At 61.0% G+C, this 22,267-nt stretch carries 21 protein-coding genes and 1 pseudogene; 3 read left to right on the top strand and 19 right to left on the bottom strand.

What is annotated here, in order from left to right; translation table 11 throughout:
* Nucleotides 1-44: 44 nt before the first annotated feature.
* From PCO31110_RS14450 to guaB, 6 genes are all read right to left on the bottom strand, one after another.
* On the bottom strand, nt 45-491 hold the full coding sequence (locus tag PCO31110_RS14450; RefSeq protein ID WP_150690706.1) for a hypothetical protein: 447 nt from the start codon (nt 489-491) through the stop codon (nt 45-47).
* Nucleotides 488-697, bottom strand: coding sequence for a helix-turn-helix transcriptional regulator (locus PCO31110_RS14445; RefSeq protein ID WP_174979567.1), 210 nt, complete (start codon nt 695-697; stop codon nt 488-490). The genes PCO31110_RS14450 and PCO31110_RS14445 overlap by 4 nt, the downstream gene beginning before the upstream one ends.
* A 197-nt stretch (nt 698-894) precedes the next feature.
* Complete coding sequence (locus tag PCO31110_RS14440) at nt 895-2,232, bottom strand: tyrosine-type recombinase/integrase (RefSeq protein ID WP_150690705.1); 1,338 nt, start codon at nt 2,230-2,232, stop codon at nt 895-897.
* Nucleotides 2,233-2,450: 218 nt separating this feature from the next.
* Nucleotides 2,451-4,034: a glutamine-hydrolyzing GMP synthase gene (guaA, locus tag PCO31110_RS14435; protein WP_010803888.1), complete on the bottom strand. Its 1,584-nt coding sequence runs from the start codon at nt 4,032-4,034 to the stop codon at nt 2,451-2,453.
* Nucleotides 4,009-4,701, bottom strand: coding sequence for a hypothetical protein (locus PCO31110_RS14430; RefSeq protein WP_150690704.1), 693 nt, complete (start codon nt 4,699-4,701; stop codon nt 4,009-4,011). The genes guaA and PCO31110_RS14430 overlap by 26 nt, the downstream gene beginning before the upstream one ends.
* 6 nt (nt 4,702-4,707) lie before the next feature.
* Complete coding sequence (gene guaB / locus PCO31110_RS14425; protein ID WP_010803886.1) at nt 4,708-6,168, bottom strand: IMP dehydrogenase; 1,461 nt, start codon at nt 6,166-6,168, stop codon at nt 4,708-4,710.
* Nucleotides 6,169-6,453: 285 nt separating this feature from the next.
* On the opposite strand from guaB, the gene PCO31110_RS14420 reads away from it, so the two are divergent.
* On the top strand, nt 6,454-7,383 hold the full coding sequence (locus tag PCO31110_RS14420) for a DMT family transporter (RefSeq protein ID WP_150690703.1): 930 nt from the start codon (nt 6,454-6,456) through the stop codon (nt 7,381-7,383).
* Nucleotides 7,384-7,413: 30 nt separating this feature from the next.
* Here the strand turns inward: PCO31110_RS14420 and PCO31110_RS14415 are convergent, their stop codons facing one another.
* Both PCO31110_RS14415 and PCO31110_RS14410 read right to left on the bottom strand, forming a co-directional pair.
* Nucleotides 7,414-7,749 carry an RnfH family protein gene (locus PCO31110_RS14415; protein WP_150690702.1) on the bottom strand — a complete coding sequence of 112 codons (336 nt, stop codon included), beginning with the start codon at nt 7,747-7,749 and terminating at the stop codon, nt 7,414-7,416.
* Nucleotides 7,739-8,173 carry a type II toxin-antitoxin system RatA family toxin gene (locus tag PCO31110_RS14410; RefSeq protein ID WP_010803883.1) on the bottom strand — a complete coding sequence of 145 codons (435 nt, stop codon included), beginning with the start codon at nt 8,171-8,173 and terminating at the stop codon, nt 7,739-7,741. The genes PCO31110_RS14415 and PCO31110_RS14410 overlap by 11 nt, the downstream gene beginning before the upstream one ends.
* A gap of 154 nt (nt 8,174-8,327) precedes the next feature.
* On the opposite strand from PCO31110_RS14410, the pseudogene smpB reads away from it, so the two are divergent.
* Nucleotides 8,328-8,777, top strand: a pseudogene (gene smpB / locus PCO31110_RS14405) (SsrA-binding protein SmpB); the annotation flags it as partial.
* 98 nt (nt 8,778-8,875) lie between these two features.
* Here the strand turns inward: smpB and PCO31110_RS14400 are convergent.
* The 3 genes from PCO31110_RS14400 to ppsA all read right to left on the bottom strand — a co-directional run bounded on the left by PCO31110_RS14400 (nt 8,876) and on the right by ppsA (nt 13,025).
* Complete coding sequence (locus PCO31110_RS14400) at nt 8,876-9,859, bottom strand: SPFH domain-containing protein (protein WP_010803880.1); 984 nt, start codon at nt 9,857-9,859, stop codon at nt 8,876-8,878.
* A gap of 185 nt (nt 9,860-10,044) precedes the next feature.
* The gene (locus tag PCO31110_RS14395) at nt 10,045-10,479 is read right to left on the bottom strand and encodes an NfeD family protein (RefSeq protein ID WP_010803879.1); all 435 of its coding nucleotides are present in this window, start codon (nt 10,477-10,479) and stop codon (nt 10,045-10,047) included.
* Nucleotides 10,480-10,634: 155 nt separating this feature from the next.
* Nucleotides 10,635-13,025 (bottom strand): phosphoenolpyruvate synthase, encoded by a 2,391-nt coding sequence (ppsA, locus tag PCO31110_RS14390; RefSeq protein ID WP_010803878.1) that lies wholly within the window; start codon nt 13,023-13,025, stop codon nt 10,635-10,637.
* A gap of 298 nt (nt 13,026-13,323) precedes the next feature.
* Between ppsA and ppsR the strand changes: the two genes are divergently transcribed.
* Nucleotides 13,324-14,169: a posphoenolpyruvate synthetase regulatory kinase/phosphorylase PpsR gene (gene ppsR, locus PCO31110_RS14385; protein WP_010803877.1), complete on the top strand. Its 846-nt coding sequence runs from the start codon at nt 13,324-13,326 to the stop codon at nt 14,167-14,169.
* Nucleotides 14,170-14,264: 95 nt separating this feature from the next.
* On the opposite strand, the gene PCO31110_RS14380 is transcribed toward ppsR, so the two are convergent.
* The 8 genes from PCO31110_RS14380 to bamA all read right to left on the bottom strand — a co-directional run bounded on the left by PCO31110_RS14380 (nt 14,265) and on the right by bamA (nt 22,207).
* A complete protein-coding gene (locus PCO31110_RS14380; RefSeq protein ID WP_010803876.1) occupies nt 14,265-15,044 on the bottom strand; it encodes a TrmH family RNA methyltransferase in 780 nt (259 codons plus the stop codon).
* On the bottom strand, nt 15,041-15,676 hold the full coding sequence (rnhB, locus tag PCO31110_RS14375) for a ribonuclease HII (RefSeq protein ID WP_051126093.1): 636 nt from the start codon (nt 15,674-15,676) through the stop codon (nt 15,041-15,043). Before rnhB ends, PCO31110_RS14380 begins: the two co-directional genes overlap by 4 nt.
* 110 nt (nt 15,677-15,786) lie before the next feature.
* On the bottom strand, nt 15,787-16,962 hold the full coding sequence (lpxB, locus tag PCO31110_RS14370) for a lipid-A-disaccharide synthase (RefSeq protein ID WP_036660868.1): 1,176 nt from the start codon (nt 16,960-16,962) through the stop codon (nt 15,787-15,789).
* A 3-nt stretch (nt 16,963-16,965) separates the two neighbouring features.
* Nucleotides 16,966-17,757: an acyl-ACP--UDP-N-acetylglucosamine O-acyltransferase gene (gene lpxA / locus PCO31110_RS14365; RefSeq protein WP_010803873.1), complete on the bottom strand. Its 792-nt coding sequence runs from the start codon at nt 17,755-17,757 to the stop codon at nt 16,966-16,968.
* 17 nt (nt 17,758-17,774) lie between these two features.
* Complete coding sequence (gene fabZ, locus PCO31110_RS14360) at nt 17,775-18,233, bottom strand: 3-hydroxyacyl-ACP dehydratase FabZ (RefSeq protein ID WP_010803872.1); 459 nt, start codon at nt 18,231-18,233, stop codon at nt 17,775-17,777.
* A complete protein-coding gene (gene lpxD / locus PCO31110_RS14355) occupies nt 18,230-19,300 on the bottom strand; it encodes a UDP-3-O-(3-hydroxymyristoyl)glucosamine N-acyltransferase (protein WP_010803871.1) in 1,071 nt (356 codons plus the stop codon). Before lpxD ends, fabZ begins: the two co-directional genes overlap by 4 nt.
* Before the next feature lie 14 nt (nt 19,301-19,314).
* Nucleotides 19,315-19,779, bottom strand: a complete 465-nt coding sequence (locus PCO31110_RS14350; RefSeq protein ID WP_051126094.1) for an OmpH/Skp family outer membrane protein — start codon at nt 19,777-19,779, stop codon at nt 19,315-19,317.
* A 124-nt stretch (nt 19,780-19,903) separates the two neighbouring features.
* Nucleotides 19,904-22,207 carry an outer membrane protein assembly factor BamA gene (gene bamA, locus PCO31110_RS14345; RefSeq protein ID WP_010803869.1) on the bottom strand — a complete coding sequence of 768 codons (2,304 nt, stop codon included), beginning with the start codon at nt 22,205-22,207 and terminating at the stop codon, nt 19,904-19,906.
* Nucleotides 22,208-22,267: the final 60 nt, after the last annotated feature.

The following is a 22,267-nucleotide window of genomic DNA, read 5'->3' as shown; positions in this document are numbered from 1 at the left end:
AGGCGCCACAGTCGTCAATGTGCGGCGCGGCTGGTTGAGTGCGGTCATTGCGGGAAGTACTCCGCTGCGATTCTTGCGTTTTGAATCGCGAGAGCCGTGATGAGCTCGTCGCTCATTGGCAGTCCGCAGGCATCGACAAGGAGCCAGGCCAGCAGAACAGCCAAGACCTCCCCATCAGGAATGCAGCCAAACCCTTCCTGAGCGAATTGGCATGCAACAACTAGCAGCGATGGGATGTTGAGGCTGAAAACAGGCGACTCGCCCTCACGCCGAATCGCGATCAGCCCGGTGTCCCGATGCGCGTCCGCGATAGCCCCTTCGTTCTGGCGGTTGAATGCGACCCAGCGATGGAACCCGTTCTGGACCGGGACTGCGTGCCAACCAAAGGATTCGAGCACCGCGCCGTGCACAGCCATGCAACGCCGCACCTCAGCAGTTGACGACGCCTCATTGGTCAGTCGCAGATCGAGTTCAGGAGGAAGGCGGCTCATGCGGCCACCTCTCCACGGGACGCCCGGACGCGGGCCTCAAGCCAGGCGTCGATCTCGCTCTCAACAAAACCAATCGAGTGCGAACCAAGTGAGACCGGCTTCGGGAAAGACGGATCCTTGTCCAGCCACCGATAAACAGTTGGGCGGGAGATTCCGATTCGTTGCTGAACATCCTTCAGCCGCAGAATTCGAATGGGCGGGTTCATTGCGTTAGTCCTCGTGTGGCGGCCGCGCCAGTGCGCCAGCCAATGCCTACACGGTAATGTCACGACGAGACTACGTGATACGACACGAGGCAATGATTAGAGTAACCCAATGATTTTTAAAGAGATTTTATTCAACCAAGTTGAGGAAGTCTGCCACACGCCCCGCTCTAGGCGGGGCGTGCTCCTAGCAGTCGACCCTACAGATCGTCGTCGAGATCATCCTCGTGCACCTCTGCGGCCCGCCGCTTGGCATCGGCGATCAGCTCGCGTGCCGACTCGCCGCGCATCCAGCAGTCGATCGTGTCCGCCCAGCACTGCAGCATGATTTTCCGCTCCGACAGGTAGCGGTTCACGTTGTACACGGCTGCGATCCTGTTTCGCGGCGCGTGAGCGAGCGACATTTCAACCCACCGCTCATCGAACTTCGCCCGGTTCAGGCCGGTAGAAAACGTTCGCCGCAAGTCGTGGACGCCGAAAGTCTGGAACTCGGGATCGTCTTTCTGGATGCGCTCGACCGCAGCGTCGATGATGCGATTCAGCGTAGCGTTGCTGATGGGCAAATCGTGGTCATAGCGCCCTGGATGCAAGTATTGGCTTGCTCCAAAGCACGAACGAAACGCCGTCAGAATGTCCAGCGCCTGTTCGCTCAACGGGACCACATGGGCTTTGCCGGCCTTCATGCGCGAACCGGGGATCGTCCAGCGCTCCGTGTCGAAATCGACCTCGCTCCACGTCGCGTCGATGAACTCGCTCTTGCGCACACCGGTCAGCAGAACGAACTTCAGCGCCAGGCGCAGCGTTGGTGCGGCCGCAACCTGCTCCAGAGCAGTGAAGAACTTTCGGATCTCGGCCGGAGACAATGCGCGGTCACGCGGCTCGAAGGTGGCGATTGCGCTGGCGCGGACGCTGTCCGCCGGGTTCGGGATCGAAATGCCACTGCCCTGTGCGTGGCGGAACACCGCGTGCACCACTTCCCGAACGTGGACGCCAACAGCCGGGCCGCGCTTCTCCTTCGCGTCAAGGCACAGACGCATCAGGCGCTGCGGCGTCACCTCCTCAAGCTTCAGGCGGCCCAGTTCGGGCTCGATTACTCGCCGATACGTCGATTGCCGCAGCTCGAGCGTGCTGTCCGCTAACTGCTCCGCCCCGCTCTTGGGGTCCGCCTTGTGCTTAAAGTAGGTCTGCGCCCAGCCGCCGAACGTCAGCGCCTCGGCCGCTGCGGCACGCTTCTCAGCCTTGGCGCGCGATGGCGACACGCCGCGCTCCACGTCGCGTCGAGCACGGTCCAGAAGCGTGCGCGCCTCACGCAGTGAAATACCCATCCCGTACTCAAGCGCATCGAGATCGCGGGTCACCTTGCATGCCGGGTCGTAGCGCCCGATCGCCAAGGTCTCGCGCCGGCCGTTGAGACGGTAGTCGTACCGAAAGGCCCGGGTACCAGTTGGGAGCACCGCCACGTACAAGCCGTCGCGGTCGCTCACCTTGAACATTTTTTCCTTGGGCGTCAGGGCACCCAACTCACGATCAGTTAGCAAATCAGCCTCACTCTGATTTGCCGCTTGATACCGTCAGACCCCCTGTCGGTACCGGAAGCGGCGTTTTCGACCGCTTCCAACGATACCGTCACGACGCCCGTCAAAATGAGCGAGATCGGGTGATAGCGGCTGAGACTGCCTGAGCCACTAACTCCTTATCCCGCTTGGGTTTCGTGAAGTTTTTGATACTGCCTGAAACGGTGTGAGACGATGCTAGATCACTCCCACTCAATCGTTGCCGGTGGCTTGCCCGAGATGTCATAAACAACGCGGTTCAAACCACGAACCTCGTTGATGATGCGGTTCGAGACCTTGCCAAGCAGGTCATGCGGCAAGTGTGCCCAGTGCGCCGTCATGAAGTCTTGCGTCTGCACGGCGCGCAGTGCCACGACCCATTCATACGTGCGGCCATCGCCCATCACACCCACGCTCTTGACCGGCAGGAATACCGCGAACGCCTGGCTCGTCAGTTCGTACCACGTCTTACCGCTGTTCGGCTCGACCGTGTTGCGCAACTCTTCAATGAAGATGGCATCGGCGCGACGCAGCAGGTCAGCGTAGTCGCGCTTCACTTCACCCAGAATCCGTACGCCCAGCCCCGGCCCCGGGAACGGGTGACGATAGACCATGTCATGCGGCAGGCCCAGCGCCACGCCCAGCTCGCGCACTTCGTCCTTGAACAGGTCGCGCAGCGGCTCAAGCAGCTTCAGCCCCAGCGTCTCCGGCAGGCCACCAACGTTATGGTGGCTCTTGATCGTCGTCGCCTTCTTCGTCTTCGCGCCACCCGACTCGATCACGTCCGGATAAATCGTGCCCTGCGCCAGCCACTTCGCGTTCTTCAGCTTCTTCGCTTCGGCCTGGAACACTTCGACAAATTCGCGGCCGATGATCTTGCGCTTCTGCTCCGGATCGGTCACCCCCGTCAGATGGCCCATGAACTGCTCAGCGGCGTCGACATGCACGACCTTCGCGTGCAGACGCCCCTGGAACATCTCCATCACCATCTTGCCTTCATTCAGGCGCAGCAGACCGTGATCGACAAACACACACGTCAGTTGATCACCAATAGCGCGATGAATCAGCGCCGCCGCAACGCTCGAATCCACACCGCCCGACAGCCCCAGAATCACTTCTTCGTCGCCCACTTGCTCGCGAATCGCCTTGACGGCTTCCTCGATGTGGTCGCGCATGATCCAGTCCGGCTTCGCGCCGGCAATCTGCAGCACGAAACGCTCGAGCAACTCGCGGCCCTTCACCGTATGCGTGACTTCCGGGTGGAACTGCACTGCGTAGTAGTTGCGCACCACGTCGGCCATACCGGCAATCGGGCAGCTCGGCGTCGACGCCATCAGCGCAAAGCCCGGCGGCAATTGCGTGACCTTGTCACCGTGACTCATCCACACCTTGAGCATGCCGTGACCTTCGGTCGTACGGAAATCCTCAAGGCCCTCGAGCAGCGGCGTATGCGCATGCGCACGCACCTCGGCGTAACCGAACTCGCGATGGTTGCTCGCCTCGACCTGACCGCCCAGTTGGACCGTCATCGCGAACATGCCGTAGCAAATGCCCAGCACCGGCACACCCAGATCCCACACCGCCTGCGGGGCACGCAGATCCTGATCCTCATATGTGCTCGCGTGGCTACCCGACAGAATGACGGCCTTCGGATTGAATTCGCGAATGAACTCGTCCGAAACGTCGTTCGGGTGGATCTCGCAGTAGACGTGCGCTTCGCGAACGCGGCGGCCGATGAGCTGGGTGACTTGCGAGCCGAAGTCAAGAATGAGGATTTTGTCGTGCATCGTGAGGTACGGAAGAAGTGGATTCGTTGGACGTCGGCGCCGTGGCGGAAGGCACGGGCGTGACAGTACCGGTGCTGCCCGCAGGCGCGACCGGCGTAGTGTTGACGGAGGTGGAGCCGCCCCCAGGCGTCTCCATGCGCGGCTCAGCGCGCGTGCCTCGGGCATCGTCGAGAGCCCGGGCATCCGCGTCATCGTACGGTGCGTTGCGCCGGGTGTCGCTCACGGCACCCCCACGCACTCGTCCGCCGGCATGCTGCACCGCCTGCACGCGCTCTTTCGTGCGCACGCTCGACGCCAGCTTGACGAGAATGGCACCCACCACCAACAGGACAGCACCAAGCGCCGGCATCAACAACTTGCCGCCCCCCGTCACCGCCAGTTGGCCGGAGATCAGCCAGCCCAGCACGAACGCACCGATCACCCAATTGATATGCCCCGTCACTTTCGCAACAGTCGCCGTCAACTGGCCGTTCACGGTGGCGTGCCATTGCAGCCAGGCCACGCCGATGAAGGCTACACCAAGCGCCTGCGCATAGAGCACGGGCGATGGTGCGGGCACTTCAATGGCCACGTACAGCGATGACCAGAACGACGCGATCAGCAGCACACCGAGTGCCAGATTCAGCGCCGCATCGAGGAACAGTACCGTACGCAACATGGCCTTCATGGGCGATTACTCCACGTGGTAGTTGGGGGCTTCCTTCATGATCTGAACATCGTGCACATGCGATTCGCGCATGCCAGCAGCCGTAATTTGAACAAACTCGGCGTTCTTGTGCAGTTCTTCGATCGTCTGGCAACCCAGATACCCCATCGACGAGCGGATACCGCCGGTCAGCTGATGGAGAATGGCGTTCACGCTGCCCTTGTAGGCCACACGGCCTTCAATACCTTCCGGCACCAGCTTGTCGGCGTTGTTCGCAGGATCCTGGAAGTAACGGTCAGCAGCCCCGTCCTTCATCGCGCCCACCGAACCCATGCCGCGGTAGCTCTTGTACGAACGGCCCTGATACAGGAACACTTCGCCCGGCGCCTCTTCCGTGCCGGAGAACATGCTGCCCATCATCACCGTGTGCGCCCCTGCGGCCAGCGCCTTGGCGATGTCGCCCGAGTAGCGAATGCCGCCGTCGGCAATCAGCGGAACACCCGTACCTTCGAGGGCTTCGGCCACATTGGCGATTGCCGTGATCTGCGGCACACCGACACCGGCCACGATACGCGTCGTGCAGATCGAGCCCGGGCCGATACCGACCTTGACCGCATCTGCACCGTGTTCCATCAGGGCCCGCGCAGCCCCCGCCGTGGCGATGTTGCCTCCCACCACTTCAATCTGCGGGAAATGCTTTTTGACCCACTGCACGCGGTCGAGCACGCCCTGGCTATGGCCATGAGCCGTATCGACCACGATCACGTCGACGCCGGCAGCCACCAGCAACTCGACGCGCTCTTCATTGTCCGGCCCCACACCCACTGCCGCGCCAACGCGCAGCTTGCCGTGCTCGTCTTTGCTCGCGAGCGGGTGCTCGGTCGCCTTCATGATGTCCTTGACCGTCATCAGGCCACGCAGCTCGAAAGCGTCGTTGACGACCAGCACGCGCTCCAGACGGTGGCTGTGCATCAGTTGCTCGGCGTCGGCCGGCGACGCGCCTTCGCGCACGGTGATGAGCTTCTCCTTCGGCGTCATGATCGCGCGCACCGGCTCATCCAGACGGCTCTCGAAACGCAGGTCGCGGTTGGTCACGATCCCGATGAGCTGTGCGCCCTCGACGACCGGGAAACCGGAAATGCCATGCTGGCGCGACAGCGCGATCACGTCGCGAACCTTCATGTGCGGCGGAATCGTGATCGGGTCACGCAGAACGCCCGACTCAAATCGCTTGACCTTCGAGACTTCCCGCGCCTGCTCGGCCGGCTTGAGATTCTTGTGAATAATGCCGATACCGCCCTGTTGCGCCATGGCAATGGCCAGACGCGCTTCGGTCACCGTATCCATGGCGGCCGACAGCAAAGGCATGTTCAGGACGATGTTGCGCGTGAGCTTGGTTTTCAGCTTGGTGTCGCGCGGGAGAACGGCGGAGTACGCCGGGACGAGGAGCACGTCATCGAAAGTGAGTGCTTTTTGGATCAGACGCATGGCAAATCCTATAGGCGCAAAATCGAATTATACAGAAATCGCGAGTTGCATGGAACGTGTGCCCCACATGTCAAGGGGCTTTTTCCCCGAGAGACGACTCGCGTATGTTTCGCCCCCCTTTTGGGTCGGCGCCCTGGCCCGCCGAATGCCGGATTTCACAATCGGCACGCACCGGCCCCATGCTATTCTTGCGCCCTTCCTGCACCGCCCTGACCGGCACAACCGGCACACCGGGCGGCACGGATCACCGGCATCTCGATACCACGAACCACGGGCACGAACTTCATGGGGCAAGGCATTTCTTTCGGATTGGCGGCGGGCGCATTGTGGGGACTGGTCTTTCTGGCCCCTCGCCTGCTGCCCGGCTTCTCGCCGCTGGAACTGTCGGCTGCCCGTTACGTGCTTTACGGGCTAGTGTCGGCCGTACTGCTCGCACCGCTCTGGGCGCGCCTGCGACATACCGTCTCAGGCCATGACTGGCGCGCATTATTCCGGCTAAGTCTGGTCGGCAACCTCATCTATTACCTGTTCCTCGCAGGTGCCGTGCAGATGGCCGGCATCGCCCCCGCATCGCTGATCGTTGGCGTGCTGCCCGTGACGGTCACGCTGGTCGGCAGCCGCGATCACGGCGCGATACCCTTGTCCCGTCTGGCGGGCCCGTTGGCACTGGTGGCCGCGGGTATCGTCTGCATCAATGTCGACGTGTTCGCCCATGCCTCGGCAAGTGGCGGGGACTGGCGGCTGACGCTCGCAGGCATCGCCTGCGCCGTCGGCGCTCTGGTGAGCTGGACCTGGTATGCCGTGGCCAATGCCCGCTATCTGGCGCAATTCGGGCACTTCACGAGTCAGGAATGGTCGTTGCTGACGGGCGTCGCCACTGGCGTTCTGGCCTTGGCGCTGGCTATCCCGGCCGTGTTGCTGCCACACCCGGCAGCGACCGACGTGCCGCGCGACTGGCAAATGTTCCTGATCGTGAATATCGCGGTAGCGATAGGCGCATCGACTATCGGCAACGCGTTCTGGAATGCGGCGAGCCGGCGGCTGCCCCTGACCCTGTCGGGCCAGATGATCGTGTTTGAAACGCTGTTCGCGCTGATCTACGGCTTCATTTACGAACAGCGCGTACCGCGTCTGCTGGAACTCGCGGCCATCGTGCTGCTGCTCGCGGGCGTCAGCGCGTCGGTACGGCTACATTCGCGGGGATCGACACACTGACCGGTGCAGAACCGGGAGTCTGTCGCCGGCCTAGCTCCCGCGACGGCTCCCCAGCCACTTCTGCCCTTCCCGGCTTCCTTCGTTACGCACCTTCTCGACACGTCGCTGACGCGCCACCTTGGGGTCAGCCTTGAGCACGCGGTAGATCTCGACGCGATCGCCCGCTTCCACTACGGCGTCGAGCGCTCGCACCTTGCCGAAGACGCCCGCTTTCACGCGCGCGAGATCCAGCTCGGGAAAGCGTTGCAGCACGCCGCTACGCTCGATCGCATCACGCATTGTGGCGCCTTGCGGCAACGTCAACGGAATGATCGTCTGCTCGTCAGGCAGCGCATAGCAGACTTCGACATTCAGCTCACTCGACATACACGGCCTCCGCGCGCTTGACGAACGCGTCGACGAACGTATTGGCAATGTGACTGAACACCGGCCCGATGACCTTCTCGAGCAGAAAATTCGCAAATTCGTAGTGAAGGCCAAACTCGATCTTGCAGGCGTTCTCGCGCAGCGCGGTGAACTTCCACGTGCCGTGAAAACGCTTGAAGGGTCCTTCGACGAACGTCATTTGAATGGAGTCCGGACGCGTCTGAATATTGCGCGTCGCGAATGAATGCTTCAGACCCTTGAAGTCAATCATCAGCGACGCCTCCATGCTGTGCTCGTCCTGATGCCGAATCTCGACACCACCGCACCAGGGCAGGAATTTGGGGTAATCGGCGACATTGGTCACCAGGTCGTACATCTGCTCATCGGAGAAATGCACGAGAACGGTTTTACTGACTTCGGCCATCGTCTGTCGGGCGAGGTGTTCGCACGACACGCCTGCGATCGATGCTGTATCGACCCCCGCGCGTCGCAAGCCGCCTCTTGCCGAGACTCTTTGTTAAAATCGCTATTTTACCCGAGCCCGACTCACCGGGTCCGACCAAGTTACCCGCCAAGGATCCATGAGCATCATTGACAACAAGAAGGCCTTCTTCGATTACTTCATCGAGGAGCGATACGAAGCCGGGATCGCGCTCGAGGGGTGGGAAGTCAAGGCAATTCGCGCCGGGCGGGCGCAGATCAAGGAGGGTTATGTCGTCATCAAGAATGGCGAGATCTTCCTGATCGGCACGCACATCAGCCCGCTGCAGACCGCGTCGACGCACATCAAGCCCGACCCCGTGCGCACCCGCAAGCTTCTGCTGAAAGCCGACGAAATCAAGAAACTCATCGGCAAGGTGGAGCAACGCGGATACACGCTCGTTCCCATCAACCTGCACTACAGCAAAGGTCTGGTGAAATGCGAGATCGGGCTAGCCAAGGGCAAGAAGCTTCACGACAAGCGCGAGACGGAAAAGAAGCGCGACTGGGATCGCGAAAAAGCACGTTTGATGCGCACGCCCACCTGAGGCGCGGCATCGGCATGGTGCGCGCGATACAGCCAACACGTTTGCCAACCACCCAAAGAAAACGGCCCATCTGGGCCGTTTTTCATTGTTGCGCCAGTTTAGCGCCGGGGAGTCGAATTACCGAAGCCACCAACACCGCCGCCATCACCTCCCGGGATCGATCCCCCTTCGGTGCCGCGCACGATCTTGAGCGCCGAAGCAATCATGCCGCTCAAATCCGTGAGATTGCCCGGCACGATCAGCGTGTTGTTCGTTTTGGCGAGGTTACCGAACGCATTGACGTATTGCTCGGCCACCTTGAGGTTGACAGCTTCCATGCCGCCCTGCGTCTGAATCGCCGTCCCAACCTTTTGAATGGCCTCGGCGTTCGCCTCTGCCACCGCCAGAATGGCCGACGCCTCACCTTGCGCCCGATTGATTGCCGCCTGACGCTCACCTTCGGACTTCTGGATAGCCGCTTCGCGTGCGCCGGTCGCCAGGTTGATCTGCTCCTGCCGCTTCCCTTCCGATGCCGCGATCAGTGCACGCTTCTCACGCTCGGCTGTGATCTGCGCCTGCATGGCGTGCAGAATCTCTTTCGGCGGAGTGAGATCCTTGATCTCGTAACGCAGCACCTTCACCCCCCAGTTCGACGCTGCTTCATCAAGCGCATTGACCACGCTGTGGTTGATGAACGCGCGCTCTTCAAACGTCTTGTCGAGTTCAAGCCTGCCGATCACGCTACGCAGTGTCGTTTGCGCAAGTTGCGTGATGGCCACGACGTAGTTGCTTGAGCCGTACGATGCCTTCATCGCATCGGTCACCTGAAAGTACAGAATCCCGTCGACTTGCAACTGCGTGTTGTCCTTGGTGATACAAACCTGACTCGGTACGTCGAGCGGCACTTCCTTGAGCAAATGCTTATAGGCCACGCGATCCACGAACGGCACGACAATCGAGAGCCCCGGCGTGAGGGTCGCATGATATTTACCGAGACGCTCGATCACCCACGCATGCTGCTGCGGCACGATCTTGATCGAACGCGCCGCAATGACCACGGCGATGATAAAAACAATAAACGCGACGTTGGATAGATCGAACATGTTTCCCCCTGAAGCGCCCGCCATTACGGCAGGCTGGTTCCCCGTCACCCGCGATGGCAGGCCATGCATCGTAACGGAACACAGACCCGATGCGACGTAGAAGCTCGAAAATGAGCTATCCCCTAGCGGGTAATGAGGTAATGCCTAACTCTCACGTGGATGCATGGACTGAAGTCGTCCCGCAATCACACCGTCACGTGGGCAACGAACAATCGGCTGCCACGCACCTCCCGGATGACAAACCAACCTGCATCTGCGGTCTCACCGGGCATTAGCTCGACGTCCCACTCGGCGCCGCGGTACATCGCCCGTGCGCGGCCGTCAGCCTGCCACGCCTCGACATGCAATTGCTGCCCGATGTCCAGATTGGTGTTGGGATCTGCCGTTGCGTCAACCTTGATGCGCCGCCGGCCAAACCGGCTGCGACGCAGGAACCAGACGGCCACGCCGGCCACCACTGCTGCGATCACCAGCTGCAGCGGCCAATCGATGCGTAATACCGCCGCGATGCCGCCAGCCGTCATTCCGAGCGCCACCATCAGGAGATAGAACGTTCCGCTTGCCAGCTCCAGCACCACGGTCAATCCGGCAACGCCGAACCAAAGCCAAGCTTGCTCCATCACAACTCCCAGACATAAAAAAACCCCGGTGTATTACCGGGGTTTATAGCACGAAACCAACCGGCCGGCGCTCGCATCCCAAGGACTGCGCTGCCTTTCGGTCGCGTCCGAGATGCCGCTCGGACGCGTCCCAACTCAGGTCGTGATCGTGACGATTACTTCGCCAGCTTGGCGAGTTGTTGCCACGTTTCGATGACCGTATCCGGGTTGAGCGACATAGAAGCAATGCCTTCCTTCGCCAGCCATTCGGCCAGATCCGGATGGTCCGACGGGCCCTGACCGCAGATGCCGACGTACTTGCCCTTCGACAGGCACGCCTTGATCGCGCGGGTCAGCATGAACTTCACGGCCGGGTCACGTTCGTCGAAGTCCTTGGCCAGCAGTTCCATGCCCGAATCGCGATCCAGACCCAGCGTGAGCTGCGTCAGGTCGTTCGAACCGATCGAGAAGCCGTCGAAGAACTCGAGGAACTCGTCGGCCAGAATGGCGTTCGACGGCACTTCGCACATCATCACCAGCTTCAGACCGTTCTCGCCACGCTTCAGACCGTAGCCAGCCAGCATGTTAACCACACGCTCGGCCTGACCCAGCGTACGCACGAACGGCACCATGATCTCGACGTTGGTCAGACCCATTTCGTCACGCACGCGCTTGAGTGCACGGCATTCCATCTCGAACGCCTCGGCGAAGTCTTCCGAGATATAACGCGAAGCACCGCGGAAACCCAGCATCGGGTTTTCTTCGTCCGGCTCGTAACGCGAACCGCCGATGAGCTTCTTGTACTCGTTGGACTTGAAGTCCGACAGACGCACGATCACGCTCTTCGGATAGAAGGCTGCGGCGATCGTGGCAATGCCTTCGGCCAGCTTGTCGACGTAGAACGCGCGCGGCGATGCATGACCACGCGCCACCGATTCGACCGCCTTCTTCAGGTCGGCGTCGATGTTCGGGTACTCGAGAATCGCGCGCGGGTGCACACCGATGTTGTTGTTAATGATGAATTCCAGACGCGCCAGACCTACCCCTTCGTTCGGCAGTTGCGCGAAGTCGAAGGCGAGTTGCGGGTTGCCCACGTTCATCATGATCTTCACCGGGATCTTCGGCATTTCGCCGCGCTGGATCTCGGTGATTTCGGTCTCGAGCAGACCGTCGTAAATCTTGCCTTCGTCGCCTTCGGCGCAGGAGACGGTCACGAGCGCGCCATCCTTGAGCACGTCGGTCGCGTCGCCACAGCCGACCACTGCCGGCACACCCAGCTCACGCGCGATAATCGCCGCGTGGCAGGTACGGCCGCCACGGTTGGTCACGATGGCCGATGCACGCTTCATCACCGGCTCCCAGTTCGGGTCGGTCATGTCGGCCACCAGCACGTCGCCCGGCTGCACACGCTCCATCTCGCTCGGGTCCATGATCACGCGCACCGGACCTGCACCGATCTTCTGACCGATGGCTCGGCCCCTCGTCAGCACCGGGGCATCGCCCTTGAGCTTGAAGCGTTGCTCAACCTTGCCGACGGCCTGGCTCTTGACCGTCTCGGGGCGCGCTTGCAGGATGTAGATCTTGCCGTCCTTGCCGTCCTTGCCCCACTCGATGTCCATCGGACGACCGTAGTGCTTCTCGATGATCAGCGCGAACTTGGCCAGTTCGACACAATCGTCGTCGGTGATCGAGTAGCGGTTACGCAGCTCCATCGGCACATCGATGGTCTTCACGCGGCCCGGCTCGCCCGGTTGCGTGAATTCCATTTTGAGGAGCTTCGAGCCAAGCGTGCGGCGAATAATGGGGTACTTGCCCGCCTTGAGCGTCGGCTTGAAAACGTAGAACTCGTCCGGGTTCACGGCGCCCTGCACGACCGTCTCACCCAGGCCGTAGCTGGCCGTGATGAAGACAACGTCCTGGAAACCAGACTCGGTGTCGATCGTGAACATCACACCCGACGCGCCGCAGTCCGAGCGAACCATGCGCTGCACACCGGCCGACAACGCCACTTCGGCGTGCGTGAAGCCCTTGTGAACGCGATACGAGATGGCACGGTCGTTGTACAGCGAGGCGAAGACGTGCTTCATACGATCAAGCACGTCTTCGATACCGACCACGTTCAGATAGCTTTCCTGCTGACCGGCGAACGAGGCGTCCGGCAGATCTTCGGCGGTTGCCGACGAACGCACGGCGAACGAGGCGTCCGGCTGGCCGTCTGCGATGCGCGCGAACTGCTCGCGGATCTCCTTCTCGAGTTGCGGCTGCAGCGGTGCGTCGACGATCCACTGACGGATTTCGGCACCGGCTTCTGCGAGCGCCTTGACGTTATCCACGTCCAGGCCCTCGAGGCGTTGGGCAACGCGCTCAGTCAGATTGTTGTGGTGGAGAAACTCGCGGAAGGCGAAAGACGTCGTGGCGAAACCACCCGGCACGCGCACGCCGGCGCTGGCCAGTTGGCTGATCATTTCGCCAAGCGATGCATTCTTGCCGCCGACCGACTCGACGTCGGTCATGCGCAGATGCTCAAACGGCACCACGTAGGCGCCGTCGTGTGCTGCGTTAGTCATAAAAGCCCCTAAGGTAAGAAAAAAAATTCTCGGAGGATCGGTTGGGACTGACGTGGACCGATCGACCTGTTGGATAAGAAATCGCGCTTTGGCTGCGTCGAGAACCAGGGGCTAGCACCCGACGACCTGCATCGAACCATCGGAATTGCCCGCTGCGCCCCGCCAGACGGGCCTGAAGCCGGGCGGCGCGCGATGGTTGCACAATTGCTTATCCAACAAGTTGCCGCTATTCTACCGTGCAATGCACCAATTTGCGATTCTGCGCATGAGCGACTCCTCGACTACCGGAAATTCCCCTATGTCCCCCGCCGCAGCGGCCACACCGGTTGCCGCACGCCCGGTCTTCATCGTGTCCGACGGCACCGGGATTACCGCCGAAACGTTCGCGCATTCGATCCTCGCACAATTCGAAATGCGTTTCCGTCAGATTCGCGTTCCGTTCGTGGATTCTGTCGATAAAGCCTATGAAACGGCACAACGGATCAATGAAATGTATCGAACGGAGAATGTCCGGCCGATCATTTTCAGCACACTCGTCGACGCGCGGGCCAACGAGATTCTGCGCAATTGCCACGGCGTGATTCTCGACATGTTCCAGACGTTCATCGAACCGCTCGAGGTGGAGTTGGGCCTCAAATCGATGCATGCCATTGGCCGCGTTCACCAGAACGCCGACAGCGAGGCTTACAAGAACCGGATCGAGGCGGTGAACTTCTCGCTCGCGCACGACGACGGTCAGTCCAACAAGAATCTGCAAAGCGCCGACGTGATCCTCGTAGGCGTATCGCGCAGCGGCAAGACGCCGACCACGCTCTATCTCGCCATGCAATACGGCGTGAAGGCCGCAAACTATCCGTTGATCCCGGAAGACTTCGAGCGCGAAAAGCTGCCTTCTACGCTCGACCAGTACAAGGACAAGATCTTCGGTTTGTCCATCGATCCGCAACGGCTCTCGGAGATTCGCAACGAGCGCCGTCCGGGCAGCAAGTACGCGTCGCTGGAAAATTGCCGCTACGAGGTCAACGAGGCCGAGGCGATGATGCGCCGCGAAGGGATCAAATGGCTGTCGTCGACACACAAGTCGATCGAAGAAATCGCCACGACCATTCTGCAGGAAATCAAACTGGAGCGTGACGTCTACTGACGTCTTTCGGCCGCGCGATTTGCGGCTGCGCTGATGACATAAGGGACGCCATCGGCGTCCCTTTTTGTTTGCACCACGCACACTCGCGAACCCGCTCAGGACAGTCGTTGACGCACCGCTTCGAACAGGCAGATGGCCGCGCACGCCGCCACGTTGAGCGACTCCATACCGCCCGGCTGCGGAATACGAATCGGCGTCTGCACGCGCTCGAGCCAATGTGGCGATACGCCGGCACCTTCATTGCCGAAGACCCATGCCACAGGTGCGCGTAAATCCTGCTCGTACAGCGATGTGCTCGCCTGCAAACTCGTCGCCAGCAACGGCACCGACAGACGCGGCGCGAGCGAATCCGGCGTGCAATGCTCCACGATATTCAGGGAGAAATGCGCGCCCATTCCGGCACGCAGCACCTTGCTCGACCAGGCGAGCGCTGTGCCCGACATACAATACACGTCGCGAACGCCCGCGGCCGCTGCACTGCGGAGAATCGAACCCACATTACCTGCATCCTGCACCGCATCCAGGATGATGCAGTCCGTCTTTTGCGACGTCGGCAGATGCCCCGAGGGCACCTCCACGACGAACAGTAGCGGCACGCCGTTGACGAGCGTCGACAGCGGCTCGAAGAGTGCCTGCGGCAAACACACGCGACGCTCGGCCTCTACCCTCGTCCAGATCTGTGCGACTTCATCGTTCTCAAGCGCCGGTTCCGCTGCCACGCAAACGAGCGGTTGCCCCAGCGCGCCGAGATAAGCGTCGGCCAGATGCACGCCTTCGAGCAATGTCTGACCGAGCTTGCGCCGCTGCTGGTTCGACTGTGCCAGTTGCTTCAGGCGCTTGTAGAACGGATTGTCTTTGGAACTGATGAGCTTCATGACGAACGCGCCAGACGAGAAACAGTAAGCACGCCAAAGACTTCAAACGCCTCTCGAACCGGCGCGAAGGACTGGCGATGATGCGGGCTGGGGCCGTGCTGGCGAAGCGCCTCCAGATGGCGCGGCGTGCCATAACCGACGTGTTCGTCGAAACCGTATTGCGGGAATTCTTCGTGCAGGGCGACCAACTGACGGTCGCGCGTGACCTTCGCAAGAATCGACGCCGCCGAAATCGCAGGCACCGTATCGTCGCCTTTGATAACGGCCTCGGCACGCATCGGCAGCACGGGACAGCGATTGCCGTCGATCAGCGCCAGCGTCGGCACGCGCGACAGACCATTCACGGCACGCTGCATCGCGAGCATCGTCGCATGGAGGATATTCAGAGAATCGATCTCCGCCACGCTCGCCTCGGCAATGCAATACGCGAGCGCGCGTTCGACGATCTCCTCATAGAGCGCCTCACGACGCTGGGCCGTGAGCTTCTTCGAATCGGCCAAGCCCTTGATCGGACGCGACGGATCGAGAATTACCGCTGCCGTCACGACGGGCCCGGCCAGCGGCCCGCGCCCGACTTCGTCCACGCCACAGGTCAGATCGGCGGCGACATCGGCAAACAGGTCGAACGCCATCTGCGGCAACGCCGCTTTGGCGGCACGGGTACGCGGCCTGCCAGCGCCGGGCGCACTGCTTTCGCCCGATGAGACTTTACGCGCGACACGGCGCACTTTGACTTCCTCGCTCATATCCGCCCTTTCTCACGCAACACGCGCTCGATGACTTCGGCCGAACGCGCCGCCGTGTTCTGGCGCAGTTGTTCATGAATCTTCGTGAAGCGCGCCTGCAAGGATTCACGCAACGCCGGGTCAGTCAATTGCTTCCAGACGGCGTCGGCGAGGGCTTCAGGGGTCGCAAAATGCTGCAGCAACTCCGGCACGACGAACTCGCCCGACAGGATATTCGGCAACCCGACGTACGGCAGATATCCCTGACGCTTCATGATCTGCGCCGTCAGCCAAGGCACTTTATACGAGATGACCATCGGCTTCTTGTACAGCGCTGCTTCCAGCGTAGCCGTTCCGCTGGCAAGTAGCACGCTATCTGCGGCTTCCAGGGCAAGGGGCGCTCGACCATCGGTCACGGTCAGATTGAGATCGCTGTGGGCGTCCAGAATCGGTTGCATCAGCACGCGCAGACGCGGCGTCGCGGCCGGGAGGACGAAGCGAATCGACGGGTCGCGCCTGGCCAGCAAACGCATCGCCGCGAAAAACACCGGCGCGAGACGTTGCACCTCGGATGTCCGGCTGCCCGGCAGGATGGCGACGACCGGGCCATCTCCCTGGAGCGCCAGCTTGGCCCTCGCACCGGCGACGTCGGGCACCATTGGAATCTTATCGGCCATCGGATGGCCGACGAACGTCGCATCGATACCCGCCCGGTGATAAATTTCCGGCTCGAACGGGAACAGGCACAGCATATGATCGACCGCGCGCTTGATCTTCTTGATGCGCCCACCTCGCCAAGCCCAGATCGACGGGCTCACGAAATGGATCGTGGGAATGCCCGCTTCGCGCAGCTTGATTTCGAGATCGAAATTGAAGTCTGGCGCGTCGAAGCCCACAAATGCCAGCGGCTTGTCCGCCAGCCAACGCTCGCGAAGTTGCTTGCGAATCGAGAGAATCTCTCGCAGATGCTTGATGACTTCGACATAGCCCATGACGGAGAGCTTGTCGATCGGCCAATAGGCGTCGAAGCCCTCCTCCGCCATATGCGGACCACCGACACCCGCGTACGCGATGCCGGCCGGAAGACTCTGCTTGAGACCGGCAAGGACGTTGCCGGCAATGAGATCGCCAGACAGCTCCCCGGCCACCATCGCCAGGGTTCGCTGGCCGGCGCCGGGAAGGGTCGGCGGCATAGATTAGCGCACGATACCGCGCGTGCCAGTGTTGAGAAAATCGAGCAGCGAGCGCACGGCGTCGAAGACATCCGGCGCACCTGCGTTGCCAAAGGCCTCGATCTGCACCTTCGCTTCGTCGAGCGTCAAACCGCTCTTGTAGAGCAGCTTATACGCGTGACGCAGCGCGGTAATGGCATCGGCGGTGAAGTTACGGCGACGCAGCCCCTCGACATTGATGCCATAAGGCACCGCGCGGTCGCCCGACGCAATCACGAACGGCGGCACGTCTTGCACGAGTACCGAAGCCCCGCCCACCATCGAATGCGCACCAATGCGCACGAACTGATGCACACCGGTCATGCCACCAATGATTGCCCAGTCACCGACTTGTACGTGGCCGGCCAGTTGCGCATTGCTCGAAAACACCGTGTGGTTGCCCACGTGGCAGTCGTGAGCGATGTGCACGTAGGCCATGATCCAGTTGTCGTTGCCGACACCGGTCAAGCCACCGTCCTGCACCGTACCGGTGTGGATGGTCGTGAATTCGCGGATCGTGTTGCGATCGCCAATGACAAGCTTCGTCGGCTCGCCAGCGTACTTCATATCCTGCGGGCTGCCGCCGATCGACGCGAACGGGCCGATCTTGTTGCCCTCGCCCAGCGTTGTATGGCCGTCGACAATCGTATGCGCAAGAATCTGCGTGCCGGCGCCGATCGTCACATTCGGCCCGACAATTGCGTAGGGACCGACGGCAACGTCCTCAGCGAGTTGCGCCTTCGGATCGACGACTGCGGTGGGATGAATATGGGTCATGAGCATCTCGATTCCGGTTATTCGCCGTTCTTCTTGACCATGCACATGAACTCGGCTTCCGCCGCGATCTTGCCGTCTACCAGCGCCTTGCCCTTGAACTTGTAGAAGCCGCGGCGCTCGCTCAGGAAATCGACGTCGAGCACGAGTTGGTCACCCGGCTCGACCGGACGCTTGAAGCGAACGCTCTCGATACCCACGAAGTAGTAAAGCGTGTTCTCGTCGTGCACCGCCTCTTCCGAGAACGTGAGCAGCGCAGCGGCTTGCGCCAGCGCTTCGACGATCAGCACGCCCGGCATCACCGGACGTTGCGGATAATGGCCCGTGAAGTACGGCTCATTGATCGTAACGTTCTTGATGACCTTGATGTTCTTGTGCGGCTCCAGGCCGATCACGCGGTCCACCATCAGCATCGGGTACCGATGCGGCAGCAGCTTCATGATCTTGTGGATGTCGATGGTAATAGTGGTCTCGCTCATTTGTCCTGCAGGTCTTTGACCTTCGCTTCAAGTTGACGCACGCGGTCGCGCATCTTGTCCAGATTACGCATGATGGCCGCGTTTTTGTTCCATTCGGCATTCGGGATAGCCGGAAACGCGCTGGTATAGGTGCCCGGGCCAGGAATCGACTTCGACACCCCCGACTTGGCCGTCACGATGACCCGGTCGCCAATCGTCACATGCCCGGCCACGCCCACGGCGCCGCCCAGCATGCAGAATTTCCCGATGGTACTGCTGCCGGCGATGCCCGTACATGCGGCAATCACCGTGTAGGCCCCCACGCGCACGTTATGCGCGATCTGCACCTGATTATCGATCTTGCAACCGCGCTCGATCACCGTATCGGCCATCGCGCCGCGATCGATGGAGGTCGACGCGCCGATTTCGACGTCGTCCTCGATCACCGCACGTCCCACCTGAGGAATCTTTACCCACTCACCGCCATTGGCAGAGAAGTCGGGCGCAAATCCGAAACCGTCCGAGCCGATCACCGCACCCGCGTGAATCACGCAACGCGCGCCAATCACGCTCGTGTGGTACAGCGTGGCATTCGGATAGACGAGCACGTCGTCACCCAACGTCGTGCCGCGACCGACGAACACGTTCGCCACCAGACGAACCCGCTCACCCAGACGCGCCCCCGCCTCGATCACGACATTCGGACCGATAACGCACGACGCCGGCACCACGGCCGTCGGATCGACGACTGCGCTCGGATGAATACCGGCAGGCGGCACAGGTGCCGCAGCTTGCGCGAACATCTGAGCCACGCGCGCAAAGTACGCGTAAGGATTCGGCGCGATGATCCACGCACGCCCTTCATGCGACGGCAGCTTGTCGAAGTCGGCTTTGGAGAGAATCACGGCCGCCGCGCCCGAATTGGGCACTTCGGCGAGATACAACGGATTGGACAGGAACGCGAGTTGCTTGGCGCTCGCGCGATCGAGCGGTGCCAGACCATCGACCGCGACATCGCCGTCACCCACGAGGTCGCCGCCGAAGCGAGCGACCAATTGAGCCAGCGACACCGACGGCAACGCCGGCATGGACGACGCGCCCGTCACTTGCCGCCAGTGCCGCTGCCCGAACTTGCGTTCAGCGTCTTGAGCACTTTGTCGGTAATGTCGATACGCGGACTCACGTAGACCGCCTCCTGCACGATCAGATCGTACTTGTCCACTTCCGCAATCTGCTTGATGACGCGGTTGGCGCGATCGAGCACGGCTGCGAGTTCTTCGTTGCGACGCTGATTCAGGTCCTCACGAAACTCGCGTTGCTTGCGCTGGAACTCAGTGTCGGCGGCGGCCAGATCACGCTGACGCTTGGCACGCTCGGTGTCGGACAACGTCGGGTTGTCCTTGTCGAGCTTGTCCGACATCGCCTTGAGACGTTGCGCCATCGCCTGCAGATCCGCGTCCCGCTTGGAGAACTCGGCTTCGAGCTTGGCTTGTGCGGCCTTGGCCGGCGCCGAATCGCGAAGAATGCGATCCGAGTTGACGGCGGCGATGCGCGCATCCTGAGCCATGGCGGCAAATGCCGCGCCAGCCAGCAACGCCGCGGCGACGCCGCGAAGGCAATGCTTACGGATACCGTTCAATGTATTACCCCTTACAACGATGAAACGTTCGGAACCGGTCGATGTGCCGTCGTTAGAACGACGTACCGACCTGGAACTGGAATTTCTGATACTGATCGCCGGTCTTCTTGACGAGCGGGAAGCCCATCGAGAGCTTGAGCGGGCCAATCGGTGAAATCCACGACAGGCCGAAACCGTAAGAATAGCGCAGGTTATTGAAGGTAATCGCCTGGCCGTTATCGAACACGTTACCACCGTCCAGGAACGTGAAGATACGCAGTGTACGGTCATAACCCGTGCCCGGCAGCGGGAACGTCAGTTCAACATTACCGATCAGCTTCGAAGCACCACCCAGCGGCTCGCCGTTGGTGTCCTTCGGACCCAGCGAACTCGGCTCATAACCCCGCACCGAGCCGATACCACCCGCGAAGTAGTTCTTGAAGATCGGGAACGGTTGGCCGCCCATCCCGTGGCCGTAGCCGACTTCGCCGTTGAGCGCCAGCGTGAAGCCACGACTCACCGGGTAGTAGTACTGGTGCTGGTAGTAGGCACGGAAGTACTTGGTCGTCCCGATCGGCGTACCGATTTCGATGTTGGCCTGCTGATAATGGCCACGATTCGGGATCAGTGCGCTGTCACGCGAATCGCGCGACCAGCCCACGGTCAGCGGGTAGTTGTTGCTGATGTAACCGAACTGGTTGGCGTAATCGATATAGCGCTGCGGCGTCGTGCCATCACTCGTCAGGTGCAGACGCGTCTGTTCGAAGCCGATACCGAAGAACACCGTGTCGACTTCCGAGAACGGCACACCGAACTTCAGGTTACCGCCTAGCGTGTTGATACGGAAATCCGAATCGCTCGTGAGCAGCAGCGGCTGATACGTACGGTAGTAGATGTCGGTAATACGGCTCACACCGTCGACCGTGAAGTACGGATCGACCTGCGTGACAGCCAACGTACGGTAGGTCTTACCGGTATTCACGTTCACCGACAGCGACGTACCCGAACCGAACACGTTGTCCTGGCTGATACCGGCTTGCAGCACCACCTTGTCGGTCGACGAGAAACCCGCACCCACGTTGATCGTACCGGTCGGCTTTTCTTCCACCTTCACCTGGAGGTCGACCTGATCGTTCGAACCGGCTACCGGCTCGGTCGTCACGTTCACGTCGGTGAAGTAGCCGAGACGGTTGATACGATCCTGCGAAAGCTTGAGGCGGTCGGCGTCGTACCACGAGCTTTCGAGCTGGCGCAGTTCGCGGCGGATCACTTCGTCACGCGTGCGCGAGTTGCCCACGATGTTGATCTTGCGAACGTACACGCGACGGCCCGGATCGATCGTCAGCGCCAACGCCACCGTGTGGTTGTTGCGATCGATCGTCGGCTGGGCGTTCACATTGGCGAATGCGAAGCCGTAGTTACCCAGCAGATCGGAAATCGCCTTCGTGCTGGCTTGCAGCTTGGCCGCAGAGAACGTGTCGCCTGGCTTCAACTGCACGAGCTTCTGAATGTCATCCTGCTTGCCCAGCATCTCGCCGCCAACCTTGACGTCCGACACCTTGTACGGTTCGCCTTCATGCAGGTTGATCGTGAGGAACATCTCGTCCTTGTCCGGCGTGATCGAAACGTCGGTGGAGTCGATGTTGAATTCCAGATAACCGCGGTTCAGATAGAACGAGCGCAGCTTTTCCAGGTCGCCCGTGAGCTTGTCCTTGGAGTACAGGTCGTTCTTCGAGTACCACGACAGCCAGTTCGGCGTGCCGAGTTCCATCTCCGCCGTCAGATCCGACGACGAGAACGCCTTGTTGCCGACGAAGTTGATCTGCTGGATCGTCGCCTTCGGGCCTTCGGTCACGGCGAACTGGATACCCACGCGGTTACGCTCAAGTGGCGTGACCGTCGTCTTCACCTCGGCAGCGTAGTAACCGCGCGTAAGGTATTGACGCTTGAGTTCCTGTTCCGACTTGTCGAGCAGGTTGCGGTCGAAGGTGCGGCCTTCGGTCAGGCCGACCGAGCGCAGCGCCTTCTTCAGACCGTCTTTATCGAATTCCTTGATACCAAGGAAGTCGATGGATGCAATCGCGGGACGCTCGTTGACGTGCACCACCAGCACGCTGCCTTGCGCTTCAACGCTCACGTCCGAGAACAGGCCCGTTGCATAAAGGGCACGAATTGCTTCGGTGCCCTTATCGTCGTTGAACTTGTCACCGGGTTTGACTGGCAAGTACGAGAACACGGTACCGGGTTCGATGCGCTGCAAGCCCTCCACTCGGATATCCTTGACCACGAACGGCTCGACGGCGCGTGCCAGGAAACTGTGTGCCGCCAGAACCGCAATCACCAGGGTCTTCGGAACAAGGTGGTATTTATTCGACAACTTGCTTCCCCAAGAAACAATTGAATCGTAAAAACTCGGATTTGCCTGCGACGGCAGGCT

The organism is Pandoraea communis, from assembly GCF_902459745.1.
Taxonomy (GTDB): Bacteria; Pseudomonadota; Gammaproteobacteria; order Burkholderiales; family Burkholderiaceae; genus Pandoraea; species Pandoraea communis.
This window is presented reverse-complemented; position numbering and strand designations above follow the sequence as displayed.